General features: G+C 54.8%; 15 protein-coding genes. 5 read left to right on the forward strand and 10 right to left on the reverse strand.

From position 1 onward, the window contains the following. Positions 1–5: 5 nt before the first annotated feature. Both B5D61_RS07240 and pdxH read right to left on the reverse strand, forming a co-directional pair. Complete coding sequence (locus B5D61_RS07240; RefSeq protein WP_078812668.1) at positions 6–4169, reverse strand: PEP-CTERM sorting domain-containing protein; 4164 nt, start codon at positions 4167–4169, stop codon at positions 6–8. Between the two features lie 73 nt (positions 4170–4242). Beyond that, entirely contained in the window at positions 4243–4896 is a 654-nt protein-coding gene (gene pdxH / locus B5D61_RS07245) for a pyridoxamine 5'-phosphate oxidase (protein WP_078812669.1), read from the reverse strand. A 76-nt stretch (positions 4897–4972) separates the two neighbouring features. On the opposite strand from pdxH, the gene hpt reads away from it, so the two are divergent. The 3 genes from hpt to B5D61_RS07260 are packed head-to-tail and all read left to right on the forward strand — an operon-like array spanning position 4973 to position 6623. After that, the gene (hpt, locus tag B5D61_RS07250) at positions 4973–5515 is read left to right on the forward strand and encodes a hypoxanthine phosphoribosyltransferase (RefSeq protein ID WP_176159272.1); all 543 of its coding nucleotides are present in this window, start codon (positions 4973–4975) and stop codon (positions 5513–5515) included. Next, on the forward strand, positions 5512–5757 hold the full coding sequence (locus B5D61_RS07255; RefSeq protein WP_078812671.1) for a MoaD/ThiS family protein: 246 nt from the start codon (positions 5512–5514) through the stop codon (positions 5755–5757). The genes hpt and B5D61_RS07255 overlap by 4 nt, the downstream gene beginning before the upstream one ends. Before the next feature lie 50 nt (positions 5758–5807). Beyond that, positions 5808–6623, forward strand: a complete 816-nt coding sequence (locus B5D61_RS07260; RefSeq protein ID WP_078812672.1) for a class I SAM-dependent methyltransferase — start codon at positions 5808–5810, stop codon at positions 6621–6623. 59 nt (positions 6624–6682) lie between these two features. On the opposite strand, the gene B5D61_RS07265 is transcribed toward B5D61_RS07260, so the two are convergent. From B5D61_RS07265 to B5D61_RS07275, 3 genes are all read right to left on the reverse strand, one after another. Continuing rightward, a complete protein-coding gene (locus B5D61_RS07265; RefSeq protein WP_078812673.1) occupies positions 6683–7192 on the reverse strand; it encodes a hypothetical protein in 510 nt (169 codons plus the stop codon). 291 nt (positions 7193–7483) lie between these two features. Beyond that, on the reverse strand, positions 7484–8497 hold the full coding sequence (gene floA / locus B5D61_RS07270; protein ID WP_078812674.1) for a flotillin-like protein FloA: 1014 nt from the start codon (positions 8495–8497) through the stop codon (positions 7484–7486). A gap of 9 nt (positions 8498–8506) precedes the next feature. Further along, the gene (locus tag B5D61_RS07275) at positions 8507–9016 is read right to left on the reverse strand and encodes an NfeD family protein (protein ID WP_078812675.1); all 510 of its coding nucleotides are present in this window, start codon (positions 9014–9016) and stop codon (positions 8507–8509) included. Positions 9017–9140: 124 nt separating this feature from the next. Here B5D61_RS07275 and metF point away from each other — a divergent pair, with 124 nt between their 5' ends. Both metF and B5D61_RS07285 read left to right on the forward strand, forming a co-directional pair. Further along, positions 9141–10061 carry a methylenetetrahydrofolate reductase [NAD(P)H] gene (gene metF, locus B5D61_RS07280; RefSeq protein WP_078812676.1) on the forward strand — a complete coding sequence of 307 codons (921 nt, stop codon included), beginning with the start codon at positions 9141–9143 and terminating at the stop codon, positions 10059–10061. Continuing rightward, positions 10058–10990 carry an ROK family protein gene (locus tag B5D61_RS07285; protein ID WP_078812677.1) on the forward strand — a complete coding sequence of 311 codons (933 nt, stop codon included), beginning with the start codon at positions 10058–10060 and terminating at the stop codon, positions 10988–10990. The genes metF and B5D61_RS07285 overlap by 4 nt, the downstream gene beginning before the upstream one ends. Before the next feature lie 33 nt (positions 10991–11023). Here B5D61_RS07285 and vccD read toward each other — a convergent pair whose 3' ends face one another. Genes vccD through B5D61_RS07310 form a run of 5 tightly spaced genes read right to left on the reverse strand, consistent with a single transcriptional unit; the run spans position 11024 to position 26255 of the window. After that, the gene (gene vccD, locus B5D61_RS07290) at positions 11024–11668 is read right to left on the reverse strand and encodes a Verru_Chthon cassette protein D (RefSeq protein WP_078812678.1); all 645 of its coding nucleotides are present in this window, start codon (positions 11666–11668) and stop codon (positions 11024–11026) included. A gap of 22 nt (positions 11669–11690) precedes the next feature. Further along, positions 11691–12770: a Verru_Chthon cassette protein C gene (gene vccC / locus B5D61_RS07295; RefSeq protein WP_078812679.1), complete on the reverse strand. Its 1080-nt coding sequence runs from the start codon at positions 12768–12770 to the stop codon at positions 11691–11693. Positions 12771–12784: 14 nt separating this feature from the next. After that, entirely contained in the window at positions 12785–13327 is a 543-nt protein-coding gene (gene vccB / locus B5D61_RS07300; protein WP_078812680.1) for a Verru_Chthon cassette protein B, read from the reverse strand. Positions 13328–13361: 34 nt separating this feature from the next. Beyond that, positions 13362–17903, reverse strand: a complete 4542-nt coding sequence (vccA, locus tag B5D61_RS07305; RefSeq protein ID WP_078812681.1) for a Verru_Chthon cassette protein A — start codon at positions 17901–17903, stop codon at positions 13362–13364. Between the two features lie 24 nt (positions 17904–17927). Beyond that, on the reverse strand, positions 17928–26255 hold the full coding sequence (locus tag B5D61_RS07310; RefSeq protein ID WP_176159275.1) for an autotransporter-associated beta strand repeat-containing protein: 8328 nt from the start codon (positions 26253–26255) through the stop codon (positions 17928–17930). Positions 26256–26554 lie beyond the last annotated feature (299 nt).

Raw genomic sequence — 26554 nt, forward strand, 5'->3', positions numbered from 1 at the left:
GAGTTTCACACAAGCGGATTCCGATCTGCGTTAAGCCGACGCCGACGAAGGAAGAGCGAGGCTAAACCGACCCCCAGCAGCATGATTCGCCCTGGCTCAGGAACGGCCACGATGACCACCGCATAGAGGCCACTCGTATCGAATTCATAATGCCAGGCCAGATTCCCTGATAGCGTCAGTTCGGGAGCCACGACTTGACTGAAATTCACACTCGGAGTGCCGCCAGTTAGACCACTCCAGTCGATCAACAACCAGCGATCCCCCTCCGCAAAACTCGACGCGGGGTTGAGGGAACTGCCGCTGCCGAGACCGATCTCCAGGGTGCCTGAGAGTGAAATATCGCCTGCAGTGGCTTGGGTGATGGTTAGGCGATCTGCAGATGAAGCAATGCCTGTGTTATCTCCGGCATTGGTGAAGAGATCAAACGAGAGTGTGCCTGTAGACTGGATGCCGCCAGTTGTGCTGCCGAGATCCAAGGTGAGACCACTGGCACCCGTGCTGTCGATCAAGCCAGCTTTAAGGGTGCCTTGGTTGGTCACTCCTGCGCTGCCTTCAGGGGCTAGGCGACCATTGCCTGCGAGAAGACCCGAATTGTCGATTTGGACACTCCCCACGCCAGTCGCTGAGCCTGTGGCATTGGTTACCAGCATGGTGCCTTCCTGAACTGTGGTGACTCCGCTGTAAGTGCTGGCTTGAGTCAAGGCCAGGGTGCCGGTGCCTGTTTTGGAGAAAGCATCACTCCCGACCCCGGTGCCATTCACCAGGCTTGAATTGACGGTAGCCGTGCGACCTGCGGTGACATGGAAGGACCGTGAACCAGTGCCATTCAGGGTAAGTTCGACCCCGCTGATGGAGAGGTCCGTGGATGCATCGTAGTTTTGTAGCGTGCCGCTATTCCAGTTGAAAGTGGAGGTGCCTTTAGGTGCCGAACCGCGCTGGATGGTGCTTGCTTGAACGGTGCCACCACTGAGGTTGAAGATGCCGTTGGAGAAACCATTGCCCGTGCTGCTACGATGAGACAGGGTGATCGTGTTGGCTTTGACGGTCCCGGTTCCGGCTAGGGTCAAGGTGCCTGTGGCCGTGTAGGCACTGTTGCTCGAGTTGTTGGAAAGATCCCCCAAGATGATCGTCGTGGCGTCGAGGATACCGGCACCCACCGTTAGGCTTGCCGTAGTGTTGGAAGCTTGGGTGTCTCGGTTATCATTCTGGCCGATGGTGAGTGTGCTGATCAAGGCGTCGAGACTTCCGGCGCTCACATCCATAGAAGCGTTGGTATGTGCTGACCCGCTTTGCCCTCGACCGATCAACAGCGTTGCTCGACCCGTGCCATTGGTGGCTCTGAGCGTCAGGGTGCCATTGGCGATGCCGTCTTGAAAGGTGAACTCGGTCGTGCTCTTGAAGTCGCCCACAGTGATGGTGCTGGCGTTGATTTGATTGTCTTGGCCCAGATAAACGCGACCCACATTGGGGCCTGATGTGGATCCCGAGACGACGCTGGCGATGCCGAAGGATTTTGCCGTGATCGTGTTGTTGAGGTTAGCAAGATAGACCTCAACAGTGTTGCTGGCGAAGTTGCCTTGTGAACCCCACTGGATGTCCGCCGTGCTGCTATTGAAGATGAAGTCGCTGAGTCCCGAGAGGTCAAGAACAGTGCTTGTGTTCGCGATCCCGGCTCCGATGACCCAGTTCGGGCTGTTGCTAACGGTCAGGCTTCCATCTGCTCCCAAGACCGTCGCCGTGACATTGTTCGCCACATTCAAAGCGCGGATCGTATCGCTGTGATCTTGAAGATCCAAGGTGGCACTGTTGGTGAAGTTGATCGTTGCCCCATCGGAGATGGCGTCGTTAACACTCGTGCGCAGAATGCCTTCTTCAAGATTGATGCTGCCCGTGTGAGTGCTGCCAGTTCCTCCGAGCAGCAGCGTTCCCGTCCCTTGTTTAACAAAGGCGACGCTTGGTGCTGTGGTGCCATTGATGATCGGGCTGTTGAGCGTGATGGTTCGATCTGTGGCGACGTTGAAGATGCGAGTGCCAGCGCCTTCGAGCGTCAGTGTCACGTCACTGATGATTAGGTCCGTGCTGGCGTCATAGGTTTCGATGCTGCCCGAACTCCATTTGAGCAGGCGACTGACGGCCGTGCTGCCGGCTCCGCCGCGGATGGTCTGAGTGCGTAGGGTGCCGCTGTTGAAATTGAAGATGCCTGTGACCGTGCCAAAATCATTGGCATCTTGTTTGTCCGCGAAGATCAATGTGCCTGCAATGATGGTGCCGCCATTGAGTTCCAAGACACCGGTGGGGCTGGCACCGCTACCGACACTCGTGTTGGCGCTGCTCAGGCGTTGCCCCAAAATGATGGTGGTGGCATCCAGAGTGCCCGCCCCCATGGTGAAGCGACCCAAGGCCGAGCGGAAGCGGTCATTGTTGACGGCGAGAGTCAAGGTGCCCACCAGCGCATCCAGCGTGCCTCCTGTGCTATCAAAGTAACTCTGATCCACAATGACCCCATTGGAGTCATGCTTGCTGATCAGGATGTCCATACGCTGCGCCGCATTGGTTCCCCTCAGGGTGACGGTCCCGTCCGCGATCCCATCGGAAAAACGCACAAATCCTTGGTTCTTGAAGATGGCACCGATATTGAAGGTGGCGGCGGTGATGCTATTGGTTTGGCCAAGCAGAAGTGTGCCACTGTTCTCATGGTTGCCACCGCCACCGTTGAGGTTACTCACATCCACCGAACTGGCGAGGATGGTATTGTTTTTCGCCAGCGTCAGAGTGCCACTGCTGACGGTCTGAGCACCGTCGTTAGTGGAGAATTGGCCTCCCACCGAGAGGACTCGTCCAGGGCCGTTAAAGATGAATTCATGCAAGCCCGAGAGGTCAAGCGAAGCGGTGGTGCTGACGGCCGTGCCACCGATGGTGAGATTCGTGGCTCCCACGGTTAATGTGCTGCCACTGGCACCAATGACACTGCCCGTGAGGCCATTGGCAACGGTGAGGGTGCTCACCGTTTGATCAAAGCCATTGAGGTCGAGAATGCCCGTGCCCATAAAGGCTACAGTTGTTGCGGTAGAGAGGGCGTTGTCGTTGCCGATTTGTAGCACGCCGGTGGCGATCTCCGTGATGCCTGTATGCGTGCTTCCGGTGCCCGTCATGGTGAGCGTGTTATCGTTAGCTTTCAGCACACGTCCTGCACCCGTGATGGGCACATTAAAAGTGACCGCGTCGCTCCGATCAAAGCGCAGTGTCGCACCGCTGCTTATGTCTGCCCCGCTGGCCGTGGCCACAGCGCCATTGGTGCTGCCATCACCGATCTGCAGGGTGCCTGCCCGCACTTCAAGCGTGCCTGTGAAAGCTGTATTGGCACCGCTGACGACCAAGGTGCCGCTACCGAGTTGGCGAAGGATGCCTTTGTTTGGATCTGCAACACCGCCGCTCACCAGGTTTTGACTCAAGGTCACGACATCACTGCGATTGAAGGCCAGTACTGATTGGGCTCCGGTGGAGGCGCCGGTAGTCGCGAAGGTTACATTGCCACTGCCCAAGGTGCCTGTGGTTCCGCCAGTGCCGATCTGTAAGACACTGGTGCTGCCACTGGTGGTGTGGGCGGTGATCCGGGTGCCGCCCGTCCAGGAATTGGTGGCATTCAGGATGACGGCACCGTTGTTAAATTTGAGGAACTCGAGGTTACCCCCAAGGACCTGCGCATTGATGGTCAGGACTGCTGCGGCACTGGCGTTGTTGTTGCCAAATCCAGGGTTACTACCGGACAACGTGATGGTGTAATTGCCAGCCCCAGGCTCAATGATGTAAGCCGTGGTTTGGCTGCTTTTATCAATGCGCGTCAGCGTGATGTTTTCCCCCAGCGTCAAGGTCCCCCCGGTTCCATTGTTGGTGTAGCCACTGGTTCCGCCCAGGTTGGCATTGTTGGCTCCGTTCACCCATGAGGCATTGGTGGACGCCCCCGCACTGGCGGTCCAGTTGGCAGTGGCGGATGTGCCCCCCGAGATCCACGTGCCACTGCCGTTTTGGTTGGACAGGGTGCCAGGATCGGCGTCCCAATAAAACGTCGCTGCGTGAGAACTCAGCACCAAGGCCCCAACGCCCAAAAGGCATAGGAATCTGAATGCAATGAATCGAAAGCGTGTGACTGGATGGGGGGAAACCGTCATCCGGCCAGGAAACGAATTTGCACGACCTCTGCAACTGCGAAGGCGTTATATAAAGACTCCACTTAGAACCCGTTCACGGACTCAAGCGCTCAATCTTCCAGCCAGCCTCGGCACGCGTGTAGCGCAATCTATCGTGCAGGCGGCTCACACGTCCTTGCCAGAACTCAATCTCCTGGGCCAGTAGAGTGTAACCGCCCCAGTTTGGAGGGCAGGGGATCGGGCCGTCGCCAAATTGAGCACGGAGCTCCACTTCACGGGATTCGAGCCACTCACGGCCAGGGATGACGCGGCTTTGCTCCGAGACCCAGGCACCGATCTGATGGCCAGCGGGACGTGAAGTGAAGTAGCTCTCTGCATCCTCTCGGGGCAGTTTGGTGATGCTGCCTCGCACGTTCACCTGATGATGGCGATCCGTCCATAGGAAGGTTAGAGCAGCGCGGGGGTCTGCGGCAATGTCCCGGCCTTTGCGGCTATCGTAGTTGGTGAAGAAATGGAAGCCACGTTCATCCAGCCCCTTCAGCAGCACCACACGGCTGTTCGGCGCGCCATCGGAACCGACTGTGGAGAGCGTCATCGCGTTCGGTTCCGGCAGTTTGTGAGCGAGTGCATCCTGCAGCCAGAGATTGAAAAGTACATGGGGATCGGTGGGCGCGGTGTCTTCGGTCAGGGCATCCAGATCGTAGCTCACCCGCAGGTCTCGCAGATTGGTCGGTGGAAAGTCGAGCATGGTTGTCACAAGAAACGTGCTTCAAGCCATTGCGGCAATCCGATGTTTGCGCCTTTATGAGGTATTCTTGTTCCCTATGTCTGCCATTACCGGAGTCTTGAGCGATCTGCACCGCGTCCTGCTCAGCGCGGAATCCATCCGCGCCCGCGTTACCGAGATGGCGCATGAGATCGAGCGGGATTACTCGGGCAAGGTCATCACCGTGGTGGTGCTCATGGATGGCGCTCTTTTCTTCGTGTCAGATCTTCTGCGTCAGATTGATCTGCCCATCCGTCTCGTCACCCTCGGCGCCAGCAGTTATCACGGTGGTATGGAGTCCAGCGGGCAGGTGAAAATCAACTGGCCTGCCGGGGTGGAGTTCGCTGGGCAAGACATTCTATTGTTGGACGACATCCTGGATACCGGGCTCACTCTGAAGGCCTTGCGCGAGCGCCTGCTCAGCGAGAAGCCTGCGTCTCTGCGAACCGCGGTGCTTTTGGATAAAAAGCGGCCGCGTGAGCATGATGTGCCGCTGGACTACTGCGGCTTTGAAATCGCGGACGAATTCGTCGTCGGCTACGGCATGGATTATCAAGGCCGTTTTCGTAATATCCCCTGCATCGGCATTCTGAAGCCATGACCGTGCGCCTGTTGTTTTTTTCCGTGCTGCGAGACATCACCGGGACCGACGAAATAACCTGGGCCATCGAGCCTGGAGCTGATGTGACGAAATTATTGCACGCCCTCTACGAGCGCTGGCCAGCCCTGCGGGAATGGGACTCGAGTCTCCTGGTGGCAATGGATCAAACTTATGTAAAACGGACTCAACCTTTGCATGAAAACTGCGAGGTGGCCGTAATGCCACCTGTGCAGGGCGGTTGATCCTGCGTTGACTTACGTAGCAACCGTGCGAAACAGGCGCATCACACCACATGAAGGACATCGTAGACAATCGCCGTCACATCACCCTGGGTAAGAAACTGAGCCTCGCTGCGCTTATCCTCAAGGAAAACGGACCCGTGTGGTGTGGTGCCTTCGCCACCTACTACGCCGCTAGTGCTTTGGGCTCCAAAGCCTTCAAGCTGATGGATCATATCCGCCGCAAGGACGGTGTGCCAGGCATGAATAGTCGTGCGCTGAACAAAGCCATCTGGGAAGCCTGGGACTGGCAAGCCGGCGGTGAAGAATGGACGCCGAACGAAGCCTGGAAGACCGCCATCATTGAGCATATCCTCCGTGGCTATCTCCCACAGGGCGGGCATTTCCTGGAGATCGGCCCTGGTGGTGGCCGCTGGACGGGCGAACTCATCCAGCGTGCGGATAGCCTGCTCGGCGTGGATATCTCCGCCTCCTGCGTGGAGGTCTGCACCGAAAAATTTGCTGGCACGGGCAAGGCGAAGTTCATCGTCGGCTCCGGTCACGATTTGGCCGGTGTGGCGGATCGCAGCCTGGATGCCCTGTGGAGCTTCGATGTGTTTGTGCACATCAACCAGGCCGAAGTGGAGCGTTATGCGGATGAGTTTAAGCGCGTCTTCAAACCCGGCGCTGTCGGCATCATCCATCACGGCACCCTGGGCGGCAGTCTGGGCGGCTGGCGCAGTAACCTCACCCATGAAGCTATGCTCGAACTATTGAAAAAACGCGGCTTCGAGATCGTGGCTTCCTTCAAAGAATTCACTCACGATGGAGTGACTCACCAGACCGGCCTCTATGAAGACGCTGTGACCGTGTTCCGCCTGCCTGCTTAACGATGGGGAGCCAGGCAGGAGGGCGAGGCGGGCTGCGTGATAGAACTCGCAACTGCCTCTTACTGCTTTTCAGTGATACTTAGCCAAATCTTCCGGGCCACTTTGAGATCTGATTCTTGATCGAAGTAGATCGCCATGAGAATATGGCCGCTCTTACCCACAACGAAACTGTAAAGAGCCCATCGAGGCGGCTGCCCCTCTTCTGCACTTTCGCGAATTAAGTACGCGTATCGAAGCGTCGTGGAATCCGTGTGCTCAAAAGTCTGAACGATTCGTTCCGAGGGACCTTTTTTGAGCCAAGCTAGCGTGGACGCGGGAGTCTCACCAGCTTTCATGCCATAAACGGTGGTCCAGCACGTGAGGCCTTTTCTCCACAAAACGAGATCAGTCCCAAAATCTCCCTCCTCATACCGTTTGGCGAATTCATTTGGCAGGGTGACCCACCACGCTTCTGTCATCTGATACTCACTTGAGACCTGCGGGAAATGGGGCGGAATTTCGCCTTCTTTAGGTGGGGAGTCCTTGTTTTCTGAAGTGCCTGCCAACAGGCTTAAAAGGCGACGAAACATAGAGAAGCGATGTTGTCGTTTTACGATGAATCTTGATCATTGCGGGAGCAGATGCTTTTACATCATTCCGAGTTTTTTGAGCAGCATCTTCTTTTGCGTATGACGGTCATGAAAAGTATGTCGCGAATCTTCCAAACAGCTATGAGGTGATGTGATGCTCGTCTTCCCTTGATGGGGTGAACAGCCTCTTAGCCCGTAAAACTAGGCCTGTTATGAATTATACTATTTGAGCGCCGCTGACGTTCAGGAGAGGCGCTTAAATGGTCAAGTCAGAGGGGAAAACGGTTGCCGTCACTGCCCAGCCCCATTTTCCTGCCCAGCAATCTTGGCCCGCATATCCGTATCGGCAGTGATGTTTTTGTAGCGGGCAAAGTCCATGATGCCGAGGTTACCGTTGCGGAAAGCTTCGGCAATGGCCATGGGGATTTCGGCTTCGGATTCCACCACTTTGGCGCGCATTTCTTGTGTGCGAGCCGACATTTCCTGCTCGACGGCGACGGCGGCGGCACGGCGCACTTCGGCATTGGCTTGGGCGATCTTTTTATCGGTTTCGGCCTGCTCAGCCTGAAGTTTGGCACCGACGTTTTCACCCACGTCGATGTCGGCGATGTCGATGGAGAGGATCTCGAAAGCAGTACCAGCATCCACGCCTTTGTGAAGGACGAGCTTAGAGATGCTATCGGGGTTTTCCAGAACGGCTTTATAAGAGGGGGAGGAACCGATGCTGCTGACGATGCCTTCGCCGACACGAGCGATGACGGTTTCCTCGGTGGCACCGCCGATGAATCGGTCCAGATTGGTGCGGACAGTGACTCGGGCGCGGACACGGAGGGAGATGCCGTCTTTCGCCACAGCATCAATCTTACCTCCCCGGCCCATGTCAGGATGCGGGCAGTCGATCACCTTGGGGTTGATACTGGTGCGGACGGCTTCGAGAACGGTCTTGGATGTGCCTTTACAGGCGAGGTCAATGGCGCAGGCACGCTTGAAGTCGAGCGGGATACCGGCCTTATCTGCTGCGATCAGGGAGAGGACGACGTGGGTGACCTCTCCGCCAGCAAGGTAGTGGGCTTCAAGCTGGTCTGTGGTGATGTTGATGCCGGCCTTGGCAGCCGTGATGCGGGTATCCACGATGAGGGCATTGGGCACGCCGCGCAGATACATCGCCAGGAGGTTAACGATGCTGACGGGCGCATTGGCGATGCGAGCGCGGAGCCAGATGTTAAAGAACTTCGCAATGATGAGGAAAACGATGAGGCCAACGATGATGGCGCCGCCGACGAGGAGTAGCTGTAGGTTTGGCATAAGCGGTGTCTAGGACGTGGGTTGGGTGGTGGGAATAAGGCGAACAATCAGATTGCCAGGCTCTGAACCGGTGACGCGGAGGCGTGAGCCCTGGGGGGCAAAGCCATCCTCGCAACGCACCTCGCGGCGCATGCCCTGAAAGTCTGCTCGGCCGAGGGGGCGCAATTCCGTGAGTGCGACGCCCTCTGTACCCGCAGGCAGGAACTGAGGCTGATCTGGCGGCGGCACGCTGGCTTGAAGGGTAAACGTGCGATGCCAGAACTTCACGGCAAAGTAACGCAACCAGACGAGCTGAAGGACAATGCTGCCGACGATGATGGCGCAAGCCGTGGTGGCACGTAGCCAGCCGGGCCAAGTAGCAAAGTCGTCGGCCAACATGATGAGGGCAACACTGGCCAAGACGCAGAGAGCTCCGAGGATACCCGCCACCATGCCGGGGACGAAGGTCTCCAAGATCATCAGAAGCACGCCGAGGACAGCGAGAATGGCGACGGTGATGGCCATGAGTAGGTGGATCATGGAGGCTGTAGGCGGTAGCGTCAAGACACAGTGGCAGGTGAAAGGATTGGGCTTATGAAGATTCTATGACTTGCTCAGGCGCTTCTCCTGCCTTGTATGGGGCGACTCCCACTTCCCCAACTCAATGCACATTGCCGATATCCTTGCCGCTCAGCGCCCGACGCTTTCGTTTGAGTTTTTCCCCGCAAAGACGGCTGAGGCCTCTGAGGCGCTTTTTGAAACCATCACGGACCTGGAATCCTTCAAGCCATCCTTTGTCAGCGTAACCTATGGCGCAGGTGGTAGCACACGCGAGTTGACTCATGACCTCGTGGTGAGGATCAAAAAGGAGACGACGCTGGACCCGGTGCCACATCTGACGTGCGTGTGCCACAGTGAGGCGGATATCGCCGCTATCCTGGAGCGCTATGCAGAAGCTGGAGTGAGCAACATACTAGCTTTGGGTGGTGATCCTCCACGGAATTTGGAAGGATATAACCGGAAGAACGATGCTTTTCAGCACGCGGCGGATCTGGTGAGCTTCATTACGAAGTTCAATAACTCTCACTCACATCCTGACCGGCGGGGCTTTGGTATCGGTGTGGCTGGTTTTCCAGAGGGCCACCCAAGCACTCCGAATCGAATGTTGGAAATGGATTATCTGAAAGCCAAAGTGGATGCAGGGGCAGATTACATCTGCACGCAGCTCTTTTTCGACAATCACGACTTCCTCGATTTCCGCGATCGCTGCCGTATTGCAGGTATTCATGTGCCGATCATCGCGGGCATTATGCCAATCACCAGCGCCGGCGGAATGCGCCGGATGGCGGAGCTAGCTGCCGGTGCCCGCTATCCTGCAAAGCTGATGCGGGCGATTCAGCGCTGCAATGGTGATGAAGAAGCCGTGCAGCGTGTGGGCGTCCACTACGCCACCGAGCAGTGCCGTGACCTGCTGGAGCATGGCGTGGACGGCATCCACTTTTATACTTTGAATAAGTCCCAAGCCACCCGGGAAATCTATGCGAGCCTGGGCATTCGGGACTCGATTGCTGTGCGTAACTCATGAGTGAACAATCTCCTTTAATCGTCGCCATCGAGGGTGGTGGCACGAAGTTTGTCTGTGGGATCGGTAGTGACCCCCATCATCTGTTAGCGACGACGCGTATCGAGACGACGACGCCCCAGGAGACGCTGGAGAATGTCAGTCACTGGATTTCCAAGATGAAGGTGGAGCATGGGCCAATCGCAGCCATTGGAATCGGCACGTTTGGTCCTGTGGACTTGAATAAGGAGAGTGATACCTACGGTTACATTACCACGACTCCGAAACCGCATTGGCATCAGACCGATGTGGTGGGCTTTTTCAGGAACCGATTCAAAGTGCCGGTGGGCTTTGATACCGATGTGAATGCAGCTGTCCTCGCCGAATATCTCTGGGGAGCAGGGCAGGGGAAAGACCCACTGATTTATATCACTGTCGGCACAGGGGTTGGCGGCGGTGTGTTGGTCAATGGCCAATTGCTCCACGGTCTGCTTCATCCTGAGATCGGTCACCTCATCGTTCCGCCTCCTCACAACAGTTTGGCGATTCAACGCGAGGGCCAGTGCCCTTACCACAAAAGCTGTGTGGAAGGCTATGTTTGTGGTCCCTCCATCGCGAAACGTTGGGGAGTCAAAGCCGATGCATTGCCTCCCGATCATCCTGCATGGGAAGAGGTGGCGGACGTTATGGGCTATGCCCTGATGAATCTCACGCTGACACTCTCTCCCAAGCGGATCATTCTAGGGGGGGGGGTGATGCAGCAACCCCATCTCATCCCTCTGGTTCAAGGAAAACTGATGCACCACTTGAATGGCTATGTAGCCGCTCCTGAGTTGAGTGAGGACATCCAGAAGTTTTTGACCTCACCCGGCCTGGGCGGGCGTTCAGGTTTGCTCGGTTCCCTGGCTCTAGGGCGGATGGCCTTGGGGGAAAAAAACGTTCCTACCTCCTGAGAGAATCTCAGATCTAGTCATGAGCTGACCATCTCATTGTGGGCGGTAGCTCTTGGCATTGCCATTGACCGGATCAATCTGAATGGTGTAATAGTTCTGCGGGGGCGACGAGGCATCTGCGACGGTGGCGCGTGTAGAGCATAGTGTCGCATAGGCATCACGGAGAGGCAGATTGATGCTGGTGGAGCCGTTGGGATAGAAGACGATTTTCTTGTAAGTGGCAGAACGGGATTTGAAGGGCTCCCTCTCTGCGGGGAGACTTTCACTGGAGCCCTTCTCGGAGGACGAAGCAATCAGTGGGGAAATGGCGCTGTCTGAAATCATGACGCCTTGATTGAAGTATAACGGGCTTTCGATGGCATTAAGAACGTTGTCGGTTTCATCAAAGAAAAACAACTGAGCTGCATGGAAACCTTTTACACCATTATCATCGGCATAGTTAAAGAAGCGCATTTCGACGGGTCGGTTTTCCGTAAGCGCAAGCTGCTGAGCCATGGAAACGCGGAAGAGCAAACTCTGGCCGCTCTGGGTCAGCCGATTTGATTCCATGACGCTGATGAGCGGGGGCGTCAGCAGAGCGAGGAGTAGAGATAAGATCACCACGACGACCATGACCTCCAGAAGAGTGAATGCGGCAGCGAGCATCTGCCGTGATGGAATTTGCGGTTTCATTTTCATGGTAATGGTTAGGGGGGCAAAGTTATCGATACATCTGATTCCACTTGGAGTTTCGCATGGGCACTGCGGCGGTGAAGACTCGGTAGTTGAGCTTTTGCTTGGCCAGATTGGCTTCTAAGGCTGCCAGATCTTGAGCGAAGTCGTCGCAGGATTCAAAGCTACCGTCAGGAATCAGATCAGGAACTGCATCGCCGTGACGATCTGCAAGTTTTTGTGCCGAAGCTTCATCAATCGCGACTAGTGTGACAACGATCACGGGAGGGAGAAGGTGCTGCGTACCTTGAGGATTTTGCACACTTTCGCCGGAGATCGTGGTGGAGTCATAGGCATAATTCGGGGCGATCCAGGTTTTATCGGAATTGCGTTCCCGAGCATCTTCCGCTGTGACCTGTGGAGAGATGATCAAAGCAACGATGTTCTCCGCTATGGGGCGAAGTTGTGAAGGACGCTCCACCGTTTCATCTGCTTCAACCGTGTCCGAAGTAATGTTAGAAAACCATCCGCCTGGATTGACGGAGTAGATCTCATTCATCTCGGAAAATGGGCGATACTCCCATAGACGGAAACGCACTCGTTCTGTGCTGACATGCTGAGGCCGATACGTCTCGTCACTGCCATGTTTGATGAAATAACCACGACCGCAGAGCAGGCGCTGGAGGCCTTCGTAGCCTGGCCGTGCGGTTATCCCCATGGGAGCTTGGAGGAAAACTGCATGGTTTTTCATCAACTCAGGGGACTCGCTGCCGAGAAGGTCTGCCGCTCGGCCTGTAACGAATTGCAGCTCTGAATGGCGGACGTATTTTCTCGGAGCCTCGTCTTTCGACGAAGGAACAGTAGGATTGGGACCCGTGTTATACTCATAGGTTAGGTAAGTATTGAGCGTCGCTTGCCGAAGAGCTTGCGTGATGGTCTCGAAAGCGGTGCGGGCTTCACGAAACTGCTCCAGACGAGCACTGCTAGCGGACCAGGTGCGCTGCATCTGACCGATGAACCGCGCTGACATAAGCATGATGATGGTCAATACCACCATCGACACGAGTAGCTCCACCAGGGTGAAACCAACACGCGGAATGAGTGGGGGAATAAATCGGGGTGTCTTCATAAGAGGTTGTTAGGTTAGCCATCAATCTTAGCCAGGATGATGGTATGAGTGCGGACGCGCCGCTCGGATACGGAGCTGAAATCAAAATTAGTGGTGGGATTAGCGACGATGCAGATCTGCATCCGTCTCAGATAATCGCTCGGCTGATTGGTCGCTGTGGAACCTGAGGGGAGACGGAAATCCATCGGAGTGTCAGGCATTCGAACGGAAGCTGCGTAGGCAACGTCCATTTCGGCTCCTGGATTGTCTTTGATCTCTTGTTGTGAGAGCTCAATGCCTTGATCATTGAAATAACGAACGGGACCGTAACCGCTCCAGTTCAGTTGCCCCCAGGATGCCGTCAGCAGTTCTCCTGATAGCTTTTGATTGATTCGCGATTCTGCGGAGATCTCAGCGGCGCTGCGAGAGAGTTGTAATCCCTGGGGCAAAAGCCCAAGCATCGTGACAAACCCGAGCGCTGCGATGCCTAGCGACATCATGACTTCCACCAAAGAGAACCCCTTTCTTTTGAGAGGAGGAAGAAATGGGGGGTGAGGTCTTAAAGATATAAGATTCATGACTTCTGAGTGAGGTGAAGAGTTTTAGATGGGATTAGGGGTCAAAGCGTTTTTGAGCGATGACGCGGAACTTATGCATGTCCTCAAGAGGTGGTTTGGCCATAAGGTTCCCCGTGGCGAAATCGAGCCCTTGAGCAGAATCCAATTGGGGATCTTGAAGATCCAGGTAGCGCTCGATGATCACCGACCCGCGGTATTCTGCCCCGATTTGGTCCTTCTCAGAATCAAAGGAGTCAGAGGCAGATGACCTTGCCTTCTGAATGACCTGGGATCGCACGAAGACCTGATAGGTATTTGAACGTGTTGTTAGGCGTGGGTAGAGGTTGGTGTAGGGGCGCTCACGCAGGTTTTCTCCCGTGACGGCATGATCCTCCCAGAACTTGTGGATGCCATTTGGATTACCGGTTTTGATGAGGTCGGTGACGTTATTGGGCCACTGATCCGGCACCTGGGTGTCGCTGGCATCAGCCTTTTTCGGCAGTAGATACATCTCGCAGATCTGTGCTGGTGAAATGAAAGCGAAGCCTGATTGGAAGCGCTCATCGAAGAGTTTGAGCGTGGCATCGATATCGATTTTGCGATGCCAGAACTTCTTCCCTGAGACGCCATTGCCCTCCCCCCAGAACCAAGTCTCGGCCCCTTGATCATCAGGCCGACTTCCGGGACGGCGAAGATAGATATTGGCATCATCATGGGAGACTGCAGTGAGAACCTCGCTCTTCATGAGAGCATGCATGGCCGTAGCGCGATGGATATGCCGGAACGGCACCATGTTGTAGTTCATGTTGATTTTTCCGGCGGTGGAGGCGGGAGCGCTGATGGCATACGGCTCTACGACAGGCATCCAGAAGAAGTCCATCAAGAGATAGTCGGCAGGATCATTGCCTTGAATCGATAATCCCCTGCTACTTCTGCCGTAACCTTTGAGATAGGTAGGAGCTCCAATGTGAGCTCGCTGGCCCCGTTTGGTACTCCAGCTTTGCGGCCGGAAGAGAAGCGTGCGCCATGGCTCGCGCCGTTTACCGATCGGGCTTGTGCCTGAGGCATGAACTCCCGTGGGGAGTGAGCCAAACATGCCTGGAGAAGCCACTTGCCGATTGGGAGAAAAGTAAGAGGAGCCTCCTTGCCAGGATTCCCAGGAGCGGGAGAAGTACGGCACCAGTTGCTCATCATTGTCTGGATTGATGATGCTGTAGCTATTGCCTTCATCTGGTTTGTTGATGTAGGCACCATCCGTTTGGTTGGCAATACCACGGTCAAAATCGCCATACTTCTGAAGCCCGGCACCGGTGGCGGCTGTGTAGGGATGGTCAGGGAGGAATGAGCTGTAATAGTTGGCATCTTTGACCAGACGCCAGCCCTTTTTATCTTCTCCCTGGTCTAGCCCGGGACCTTCACTCCAGTGCCGTAACACGATGTTATGAGCCATGCGCTGCTGAGCGTAGAGACGATGCTTAACAAACTCTGTGTCAGGGACATTATACTGTCCCATGGTGAGGCGAGGATCTCCGTGGCGCAGCACCATGGATTGTATGGTATCGTCATCAATTGCCAGATTTCCACGCCGGAAAACGCCGTTTCGGTAGTTTCCGATCTCATTGCCAATGTAGCGAAAACGTCCGCCCATTCGAGAAGCTGGATCAGCGGCAATTTTAGTGATCTTGCCATCCACATCGCGGCCTAGAGCTCCATCCGAGTGAAAGGCCCACCAGTAAGGTGCGGGTACTGGTTGATCTACCCGCCACGTGCCATTGTTTTCACGAGTCCACGCCGTGTCCGAGTTCTTGGTGGCCAGGATCGGTGATGGGATTTTAGCACCGGGGAATTTGAAAGTAAACGTCTGAAGAACAGTCGGCCTAGCTGTATTGGTCACGATCTTCACGATCAGATTCCCGCCTTTGAAATCGATCTTGCCCAAATCACCGCCGGGCACGTCAAAGAAATCGCTCACCAGATTGTACTGATTGCATTCCTGTAGGATAGACGACCGATTATCGTAATACGAATAATCCACCTTGCCTGAACGATAAGGGTAATCGCTGGAATTAGCGGGAATGTTTGTATCGGCATGCAGGATGCTGCCAGCGGTGTAACCATTGACCCCGGCTGCTACGGCGGGCAGCTTGCGCTCCTGGAGGAAAGCTCGATAGGAGGTGGTGCCGCCACGGCGATACACGCCATTGGCCGCACTCATGTGTTTGAATGGGCGTACTAGAATGGGTCTGCCATTATTCATGGGAAACATGAGTTTGTCTCCGATTCTCAAATCGCTGGTGTCCACCTCAATGGCGATGTTGGGATTGATGCGTGCCCAACCTGCGGAGGGGGAGAACCATTCCAGAAGAATGGTGGCCTGGACACGTTTCATACCATCCTCGAGTGGCGTGTCTTTATTGAGGGTCCAGTTCCAATTCATCGGGTTGTAACCAGGATGTTCTTCATCATCTCCTGCATGTCCTTCGAGTAGATGCTTGGTCGGATACTTGGTTTTATAAAAGCCCTTTTTGGGATCCCGATTTTCTTCACTCAGAGGGGGAAAATTCGAGTACCATCGGTTGCTTTCTCCCCATCCGTTTCCGCGCCAGGTGGGTGGCGTGTAATCGACTTCGGGAGGTGGTACAGTGGGGACAATCTTAGTGGCCGAGATGCCGCCAGCCTGCTCTGTTCCCTGCGCGGTAGCGATGAAATGGAGACCTGCTTCACTGATCGTGAAAAAGCGGCCCATACCGCGATAGTATTCGCCGCGGCCTTTTGAAACAATCGTCGGAGTGACTTCACCATGACCGGGATAGCTACCGCCTTGTGCACTCCGCATTGGTGTAAATGTCTTTCCAGCCAGACCTCCATCGCCAGCATAAGCGATTTCGCGGGAATTAGGCAAACCTGGAATGGTGGGGCTATCTCCAACCGAGGCTTCGATGATATTGTCATCACAGAGGTTCGTTGAGCGGATGTAATCAAAGATCTCAACGAGGATTTGTTGTCTGTTATCTCCGTATTTGTATTCGAAGGTGGCGTTTTGTGATGTGGCAAAACCGGGGATTGGACGGCTCGTGAGGTCCATCAGATAGTCGAATAACTGCTTGTTACGCACAATGTTAGTCAGCTCCCTTTGATCGGTGCTATCCCTGCGTGTGAAGTAATAAGGCTTGCCTGCGAGGGTTGAACAGTAAGCGATGGTTCGATCAAAGACGGTGCGATACTGAGGGGTATTGATCGCGTGCAAGGGCCACATCGCGATTTTAGGCCGTCCGAAGGGATTGAGTTCCGGCGATCGGCTGCGCGGCGTTAGGAATGGGCGTAATCTCTCGACCACCTCTGGACGACTCATGCCTGACCAAGCACCGCTAGTTTCGAGATCGATCTCGTCTCGCTCGCCGTTTTGCCCAACCTGGGGGCGAAGAAGAAATTCATCCACAGAGGCGAAGAGTCGCTCGTTGAGCGCATGTTGTACTTCTTTGAAGTCCGTCGGGGAAAAGCTCCTGCCCGCAGGCACCAGCACGGACCCCGCTTTGGATCCGCCTGGAAGGATTTTAGGAATGAGATCGTAAATAGCTTCTTTGAAGTCGAGCGCTTTTTTGAACTGAGCCGTGTCGCTACGTGGCGGATTCATGTTTTCATTGGGAAACAAGACAGTGCTCATGGAAACCATGGCGGGGTGTCCAGGATAACGCTGGTATTCGTAAGCCATGGGCTGGAATCGTGCCCAGTCACCATCCCGGTCATGGAAGAGCCTTGGAGTATCCCAATAAGTACCTTCGGCAGCCGTGTTGATGTTAATCTTGCAGGATTCATCATCCGTCCAGAAAGCGACACGAGACACAATCGGATTTTGACTGCTGGCTACGATCCCGCTCGGTCCCACAAACTTGTTGGCCTCGTCGAGATAGCCAATGGTGCCATCGCGGAGGACATAAAGCCATTCGACAGGCATGGGCAGACGCTGTTGATCTGGCTCATCCGCACCGGGTAAAACCACCCCATTGAGAACATTCCCAGAAGATCCATTGAGGTGTTGGGAATAGGAAAAGCCCTCCACGGATTTGTCGGCTTGCGTACAATAAGCTCGTGGGTCGATGATTGGAAAGAACCAACGCGGCGGTGCCTCTGGATTGGTAATGTCTCGCCTAGCCACAGGCTCGTTCATGTCCACATATTGATCGGTGCGTTCATTCCAGTCCGCTGGTGGCGTGTCGTTGATGATCTCCGCTTCAGTTTTGGCGACCATGTTACGGTCCGAGTAAAGTTTGTTACCTTTAAGCAGACTGCCGTTCTCTTCATATTGCCGCACCATTCCTGGCTGAGACGCCCAGGTTTCAAAGCCTGCGACATCTGCATCCTGGTGCGTTGCGGTTTGGATCTGGCCGATGACCATGCTGATCGCTGAGTCGGCGTGCAAACGTGCGGATGCTCCTCTAGCAGAAGCGGCGGTGGACTTGAGTTCTGTTTGACTGATGCTCAAGAGAGCGACCATCAGAATCAAGCAGAGCGAGATGGATGTGAGCACGAGCACCAAAGCGAGTCCTCGTCGCTGGGGTCTTCTCGTGTGTGATGAAGGTAGGGCAGGGTTATTCATGCGTATTCTTCATTGGGGTTAAGTTTAGTAGCGTGGCGTTTGCATTGCCGATCTGCGCCTTCTTTGTAGAAGCAAGACCAGCGAGAAAATGAGAAGAAGAGCTCGGCTCGGTTCCGGCACTACGACGACGATGCCGTGAGACGCGAAGAGACTCATGTTATAGAACCAACCAGCAGCGAGATCTGGGAGATAAAGATCTCCGATCATTCCACCAGACCGTTGAAGGCTTCCTTCTTCGAAATCATTCTGGGTGAGACTTGTCCAATCGAGAAGATTGAAGACATCTCCAAACTGAGGCGTGTAACCTCCACCATTGTCGAAGTGGATGTATCCGCCTGCATCTAGAGCGAGATTGCCTGTGATCGTCAGGCGGTCATGGTTACCTCCAGTGTAGGCGTCATAGATGTCTCCTTGGGAGGCTAACCATGAGTTAAAGACCCCGCTGCCAGATCCCATGTTGGCGACCATGTTATCGGCATCATTGTAGTCAGCGCCGCCACCTGATCCCATCTGTAGGAAGATCCGATCCACATCGCCACCTGCGGTAAGGTCCAAATCGCCATTGATGATGATCGTTCCGATTTGATCTCCCGCAGTTGAGACGAGATAGGGACTACTGGACAGACCAGGACGTACGATGCCATTGCCTTCAACGATAAGCGACTGGCCTGAGCCCGTTTGAAATGTGCCTGTGCCGCTGATCACCGCTTCAGTGATATAGCTGCCACCGCTGGAAAGCTGGGTGGTGTCAAAAATGGCTCCGTTTTCTGTTTCGATCCAGTTCGATGAAGAGATCGCTGCATTCCCATGAAGGACTAACGTGCTATCGGTTCCGACGGTTGTCTTACCCGTATAGCTATGGCCATCAGACGTGAGTGTCACACTGCCACCCCCTTCAATTCTAACGTGAAGTGTGTCGCCAAACTCCGCTTCGGAGAGGATGCCTGTAAAGATGATACCTCGTTCACCCGAACCTGAGTCCGTATTGGAGGCGGATGTCAGTGTGACTTCACGAATGTTGTCGGTGTCATCCTGGTGTTGCAGAGTGATGTTCCCGGCGAAGATTGAATTACCTGTGGTAAACAAGCCGCCGATGGAGGTGATGCCTTGACCATTCGTATCGTTAATATCGATGTCATTGAAGATGGTCAGGTCAGCCTCACCTGCCATGAGTCCTAAATTGGCATTTTGGGTCTCTTGTTCCCAATAAACCGGATCTGTTTCTTCGCCATTCACCGTCGAGATGTCTTGGGAAATCATGAAGAAGCTGTCCCCTGCATGACTGCCCCCTTCGACAGTAACACTGGTGCCATAAAGCATTTCCGTTTCCTCATCGAAGTCTCCTGCCCGAACAAGAGTCATCGTGTTACGGTCACTGTCGATGCTAACGATTTCGTAAATGCCGTTACGCTCCGGATTACCATGTTCATCTTTAACCAAGATGCGTTTGCCGATGTCCGAGCTTGTGAGAGTCACTCCGTCAACGTCAGTGCTTACGCCTACGAAAGCACCGTTTCCTGAACCGCCCAAACCATCGCTATCGGCTTCAAATGCTCCCTGGATACGGGTGACTAGGCCGGAGGAAGTGGCTAAGAAAACATTTTCATCCAGGACGCGGCGAGTATCACCGAGTTCCACCACTGTGGAGGCCAAAGCACCTTCATTGAAAACGGAAAGCAGCCCTTCTCGGATAATGGTCCCACCATCAATAGCTTGGCCGGAGAAAGCTTCGAATCCATAGACATTGGAAGCGTAAAGCTCGACGGTGCCGCTGCCGATCTTGGTGACAGAGCTTCCCCATTCCAAGTCGTCAATCTTACCTCCAAACCGGAAGGTGGACGTGCCATCGGAACGGGTAAAAAAGCTATTGTTGGCTTCTAAAGCGGACGTGTCGGCAAACCCGTAGGTGCCGCTTGTCGCGCGGGTGCCAATGATTGTCACTCCCTCATAGGCGCTATCTGGGTTCATCCACACGAAATTCTCCACAGCGTCCGCGCTACCGTCTAAGAGCAACTCTACTCGTGCATCCAGACGATTGATGGTAGAGAAGGAGCCTCCCGTGGAAATCTGATTCCCGCTGAGACCAAAAGCCGTGTTCGTGCCGCCAACGAGAGAGCCATTGACAATCGCTACCTCGAAAGAATCGAAGGTGTTATCCCCTGACAATCTCTGCGTGCCTGTTCCCACCTTGACAAGAGTGCCGACTCCCAAGATCGTTCCGGCGAAGTCGGCATCGGTGGTGCCGTCTCCGCCCACACTCAAGATAGAACTGTCAATATTCACCAGGGCACCACTGCCCCCTTCCAGGGAGCCGATCGTGGTTTCAAAGCCGGTGCCAGCTTCATCCCAATAGATGCTCAACGCTGCACCGTCTTCCACGATGAAGCGGGAGTTGGGTGATAGCGAGTTATTACTACCAGCATAAAGAATGCCTCCCTGGATGGTTGTGGTTCCTCGATAGCTGCTGAAAGAGTCAATGATGTCGTTGCCGCCGGTGGAAGCACCGAAGACCGTATGGCCGGCACCTGTCTTCACCACATTCAACAAGCCTTGTCGGGCTAAAGTGCTGCCATAACCCACACCTTCATCCAGACCCACGCCGACATCTTGGAATAAGGACTCGATTCGAGTTTCATCTGCGTGAAAGGTAATGGTGATGTCGGTCTCAGAGGCGTTTTGAATCTTAGCCGTGGGTGCGTTGCCCGTGCCGCCGATGAACAAAAAGTTCTGCGTGAATGTCTTGTCGAGCCCCGCCAATTGCAGGTGGCCACGATTACCAAAACGGACGGTGTTATCATTGAGGGCTAAGGTGTTTCCCAGGCGAACAAAAGCTTGGCGATCCACGTCATCGACGCCGCCGCCGGTGCCGTTGTTGCTGATGATCAGGTCACCTGTCCAGTCGGTGTTATCTCCGTTGAGGCCGAAGATGGTATATATCACGAGGTCATCCATCTCACCGGAAATGCTACCATTGATGGTATTGCCGTTGCCTCCTTGTGAGATGTTGGTTTTGATTTCGCCCGTTCCTGAGATGTCTCCATTGAAATTGATGAAGACCGTTTCAGAGTTCTCAGGCGCACCGTAGTTGCGTGTGTCGTTACGCACCTGCGACGAATTGTCCGTAATTGTGGAGTCACGGGCATCATCTTGGTAGTAGAACTCGACATCGTCGTTCAGGATTAGATTGCCGTTGAATGCAGCCACGTTTTCATGGGTCAGATAAGCCCCTCCGAGGCGTTTTACTTGACTTCCCAAACCGTTTTCGTTGCGGACGATGATGTCGTGTTCGATGGAAGGGATGGTTTGAAAACCGGTCTCATTCCGGATGTAAATACCAGCCGTGCTGTTGCCCCCGGGTGTTTCACCCAAAGAAGACCCATCGTGGCCTAACAAAATCGGCAAAGTGCCCGTGCCAAAGACATCCCCCGCACTGTAAGCCTGGGCAGTGCCTTCATTGATGATCAATTGCCCGGTCCATTCAGGACTGCTGTCCCGGAAGTAAAGGGCACCTGCACCCACCTTCTGGATGCTCCCGTCACCGGTGATGTAACCGCCGTCATCATTGAAGTAGATGCCACGGCGTGCCACATTCATGGTGATGGCCCCCTCGATGGTACCGGCTTGTCCCAAGGCGTCGAGATGAACGACTCCGCGCAGATAGTAGTTGCGATCACGAGGCGTGGTCGAGTCACTGATCAGGGAGGTGGAGAGTGTACTACCTGCTTCGAAGGTGAACCACTCCTCAATGATGGCGTTGTCATTGGAGTTGGTTGCGAAGGTTCCGCCCGCGAGATCCAAGGTCGCTCCGCTGCGGATGATGGTCCCATCCAGAAAAGCATTGCTGGTGCCGAAAATATGTAGTGTGACATCTCCCAGCCCTTGGCCATCCCAGCGCAGTGTGCCTTCGCGCACATCGAGTTGGCCCGTGAAGGTGTTGTTCACCGTCCCCGTCAGAGAAAGGGTGCCCGTTCCGGTTTTGATCAGCGCCCCCGTGGCTAGCGGAGTAGCATAGCCTGCGGTAGGATTCGGCTCAGAGGTCAAAATGCCGCCATAGCTCAGAGTGGCTCCGTCATCCACGGAGATGCCGCCGCCATTGCCCCCGATCATGATGCCGCGGTTCGCATCCAGGGTTAGATCCGCCGTGGCTCTTAGGGTGCCGCCGTTGAAACGCAGATGCGCTTCTTGAGTGGAGGTTGGTGCCACCCCCAGTCGATCATCACTGTCGATCGTGACCGTGCCGCCATTGAGATGCGTGGCACCGGTGTAGCTATTGCTACCGGAGAGGACCAGTTCACCACGACCTGTTTTAACCAAGGCTGTGCCGCTGTTATCCACGATGTCCGAAGCCACCGTGAGGGTATCGGCACCATAATGATGAATGATCAGATCCTGTCCTGCACCTGCCCGAAGAGACCCTCCCGTGAGCGTCTTCGTTGAGCCCGTGGTCGCCACGGCTGAACTGACCATGAGCCCCCCACTTTCGATGGTGAGACCACTTGCATCAATGGTGAGTGTGCTGCTGCCATCATGGTCAAAGTGCAGGGTATTGATATTGGCACCGGCCGTCGTGGTGCCGCTGAATCCCGCTGCACCTTCACTGACATCCGTCCCAGCATTCCAGCTCCCGGCATCATCTACATTCTCACGGTTCGCGGAATCAAAGGCGGAGACATTTCCGGCACTATCCACCATCGCAAAGTCCAGCGCATTGATGCTGCGGGTGCTGGAATCAAAACTGTCACCATAGGTGGCCCAGGCAATGGCCGTATCTGCGGCAGGTCCACCACTACCGGTGAAGGTGATCACCGAGGTTCCGCCCTGGTTATTTTCGACAAAGTTCAAGGTACCTCCCGACTGCCGATCCAACGCCACATCAGCACTTCCAATGTTCAGTGTCGTGGTCCGGCCCACGTCGGAGGTCACGATCACATTGGAGCTGCCTGCACCCACAATCGTTTTCGCCGAGCCTGTGGGAAACGTCGTTGCGCCACCCACGGCGGTGCCAGTGAAATTTTCCGTTTTATCAGAAGTGGACCCCACCCCATCCATTTCCAGACTGCCACCGCTGAAGGTCAGCATGGCTCCATTGTCAAAACGAGTCCCGGTGGAGCTACCGTAATTCGTGAGTCGGAGGAGACCTCCAGCCAGGTTCACTTGCTCAACATCTCCATTGCTGCTGCTGTTATCCCCCCGCAGGTTCACAATGCCGCTACCAATTTTGGTGAAGGAGGTATGCACGTCCCCATCCGTGTCATCCAGACGGAAATCCACGTTCACGATGCCTTCTCCCAGCGCAAAAACAGCGAGGTCACGCGTATGAGAGCGGGTGGAGTCTGAGGCCCCGTAGGAGATGACGCTGGCACCGTTACCGAAGGTCACCGTCCCACTGCTGTGACTGCCCGCCAGCACGATGTTCCCCAAGTCATTGTAGTTATCACTGCCGCCGTTGCCGCCAATGTCCACGCGGTCAATGTTCAGCTTCTGGCCATCTTTCGTCAGCACCAGATGAATGTTTGCTACATTGCCTGATGAGCTGCCGCTGAAACGCATGCCACTTTGACCGTTGGTCGGTGAGATGACGGCAGCGGCTTCATCTGTCCAGAAGTTGCCCTCCCCCTCATACCGCAGCAGCCCTTGCTCCACGAGGATCCGCCCGGCTGCATTCCATTGCTGGCGCACATTCACGACCAATTGGTCATTCCCTGTGACTTGAAAGCGTAACAAATGATTTTCATTCGTGTCCGCCACCGGGACCGAAGAGGGGCCATTCATGGTGTCTTGAAAGACGCCGTTGATATTAATGATGCCGGCGCTGCTGCTTTCCGTGGAGATGATGCGGGCGTCACTTAGATTCACGTCCTCAGCCAAGGTGTGATTCAGATCCGCGCCATAGATGGTGCCATTGAGTGAAAGGGTATCACCCGTCGCGACATTCACATAAGGGGTGTAAATGAGCTGCCCCAGTTCACTGACGTTATCCACGATGATATCGCCGTTCCAGGTATTGTGCCCAGAGTTGCTACGCAGGACCGTGCCAGAGACGCCGCGGTTGGTGATTAGAAGATCGGTGTCGCTGGAGATGCTGAGGCCGTGCTCCATGTAGAGCGCTCCATTTCCCACGGCGGTGACCTGATGAGAGCCTCCCAGGGCCTGATCATGGCGAATGACCATGGTTCCCTCCGCAATGGTCGTTAGACCGGTATAGGTGTTGGCGTTGTCCAGATAGATGGCCTGGGCTCCCCCTTTGGTCAGGCCGCCGGTCCCTCGGATCTCCGTCCGAAGGAGAGCGCTGTTACCACTTTCATTGACGATGATCGCCTCTCGCGAGCCGAAGTCCATAGCTCCACCAATGATGTATTGGTTGCTCCCTGGGGAGGTCCCGTCGGCATCTCGTCCAAATAGCAACATGCCCGAGCCGGTGGTGGAGATGGCGGGCAGACCATCACCCGCGGCTTTATCTCCCAGGTAGATCACCGCATTGGGGTCTAAGACGAGGGTGGAGCCCAATTCGTTCGTATTGAGGCCATTGGTGGGAGTGTTGGTGCCAAATCGCAGGGAGTTGATGGCGATGCTTTCAGTCACCCGAATTGGACGAACGTCATACCAATCCACCTGAGGATCTGGATCCACTGCACGCTGCACGTTGTAGTTGATCATCACGTTATGTCCGGTGCCATCGATCGTGTTTCGATTGAGCGTATGAGCCACCCCGTTCTCTACCAGATTTTGGGACAGCAGGTACTCCGTATCAAAATCCAGCGGACGCAGCAGTGTGGGGTTATCACTGTCAAAAGTCATGAAGTGATTGGAAATGTCATTCACCCCGCCATAGGCACCGAGGACCAATGTGCGGGTGGTGGTGCCATTGCTGCCCCCGGCTCCGATCTGCTGCGTGCTAGCGCCTGCGTCCGCAATGTGCAGTTGCGCGGTGGTGCCCAGACTTCCGGGCAGATTATCGAGAACCTGAATCTGTGCGACGCTACCGCTCGTTCGCTGGAAAGTGCTGAAATTGAGGGTGGTCGTCTGCGGTGAGCCTTCCGCCAGATCAAAATTGATGCGTCCGGTGCCCTCTTTGAAAACGAGATTGGCCATGGTTTCGGAGACTGCGGAAGAGCTGTTGCCGATGATTCGGAAGCGGCTCAAACTACCCATTTCCAAATCGGCTGCGTCGTTGACACGGTCATTGTTAACCGCAGCAGAATTGTCCAGATAGAAGCTGCCGTCTCGATCAATGACCACAGCCGTGGTGCCCGACAATCTTCCATTGGCATCAGTGAGCTGGATGCTTCCCAGGTTAGTGCTACGTCCACGTTCAATATGGGTTTCGCCTAGATAGGTATTGTCATTGTGTAAGATCATCGCCCCGGTATTCAGCCGGGTAAGACCGCCTGTGCCGGAGATGACTCCGGTGAAGTGATGTTGCTCTTGAGAGCCCGGGTCGTTCAAATCAATGATGTTCGTGGAGAAGTCTCCGGTGAGTGTGATATTGCCGGTGAATGTCTGATCATTGTTCCCCAGGTCGTTAATGAACCAGGAGTAGCCATTCATATTGAGATCGAAATCCTGTGTGGCTTCGGTGTTCACAAGATAAAAACGTGTGAAGGCGCGCATGCCTGGTCCAGGAGATCCAGTTCCCAGTTCAATCGTCTGCGCATCTACATAATTCTCCACTCCTCCCTGCTGACCATCGAACCGTAATTCCCCGGAAATGATGTTGACTGTCCCCGCGTTGTTCAAGCGGCCATTACTACTGGTCCCGTTCGTTCCCACGAAATACACCCGTGAGGTGCCTTCAATGGTGATGTCATTCCCCTGAGCATCCCAGCTATCGTAAAACTGAATGTTTCGCTCTGCGAAGATCTTCAGATCCTCATTGAGGATCACTTTCATGGTGAGACGGTCACTGCTGCTAGGATTCTGCGAAGGCCCGCCAGTGAGGCTTCCAATGCCGTGGTCCAGGATTGCTCCAGCTCCGCCGTTGTCGAAAGTCAAAGTCTCACCCTGGAGGTAAAACGCATGACTGGCATTCGTATCGCCCAGTCTAAGCACCCCTAAAGTCACCGGTACATCGAGGGTAATGGTTCGCGTGGAGCTGATGTTATGAACCACGTCTGCAATATGCCCGACACCATTGGGGACGGTTCCGTCAACCCAGCGAGAAGTATCACTCCAATTGGCGCTACTATTTGAGTTCCAATCTCCAGTGACCTGGGCTGTCGCAGAACCTGAACCTAACAATAAGCTGACCGCAGTAGCGACAAAGCACGGAAAAAAACGGTGCCAATGTCGGTTTCGTGGAAGAAGGTGTGAATGGGTTCGTAGTAAGCCGGATTCGCTGGAAGGAGGATTCATAAGGGTGTCGGCGTTTAGAATGACGCGATCCATGTGGATTTAAGGATGCATTCATTGTTGTCCGGCTCCCTGTTTCTGGGCTATTGGCCGCTAGGCTTGGTAAATACTCGGGTCTAAGTTTGCGTGTCTTTAGGGTTGGGGTTTGTTTCTTAATAAAGATAGTTCGTATTAATCGACTGTGATTGAGAGAAATCAGTCGAGATTAACCTTTTGAAAAAAGCAAAAGGGTTTCGGAGTGTAGAGGCACATTACCCAGTGAGTAATGAGGCTTTGAGCTTGGTTTAATAAGACTGGAGCCC

The sequence above is a fragment of the Prosthecobacter debontii genome, from assembly GCF_900167535.1.
In the GTDB taxonomy this organism is placed as follows: Bacteria; Verrucomicrobiota; Verrucomicrobiia; order Verrucomicrobiales; family Verrucomicrobiaceae; genus Prosthecobacter; species Prosthecobacter debontii.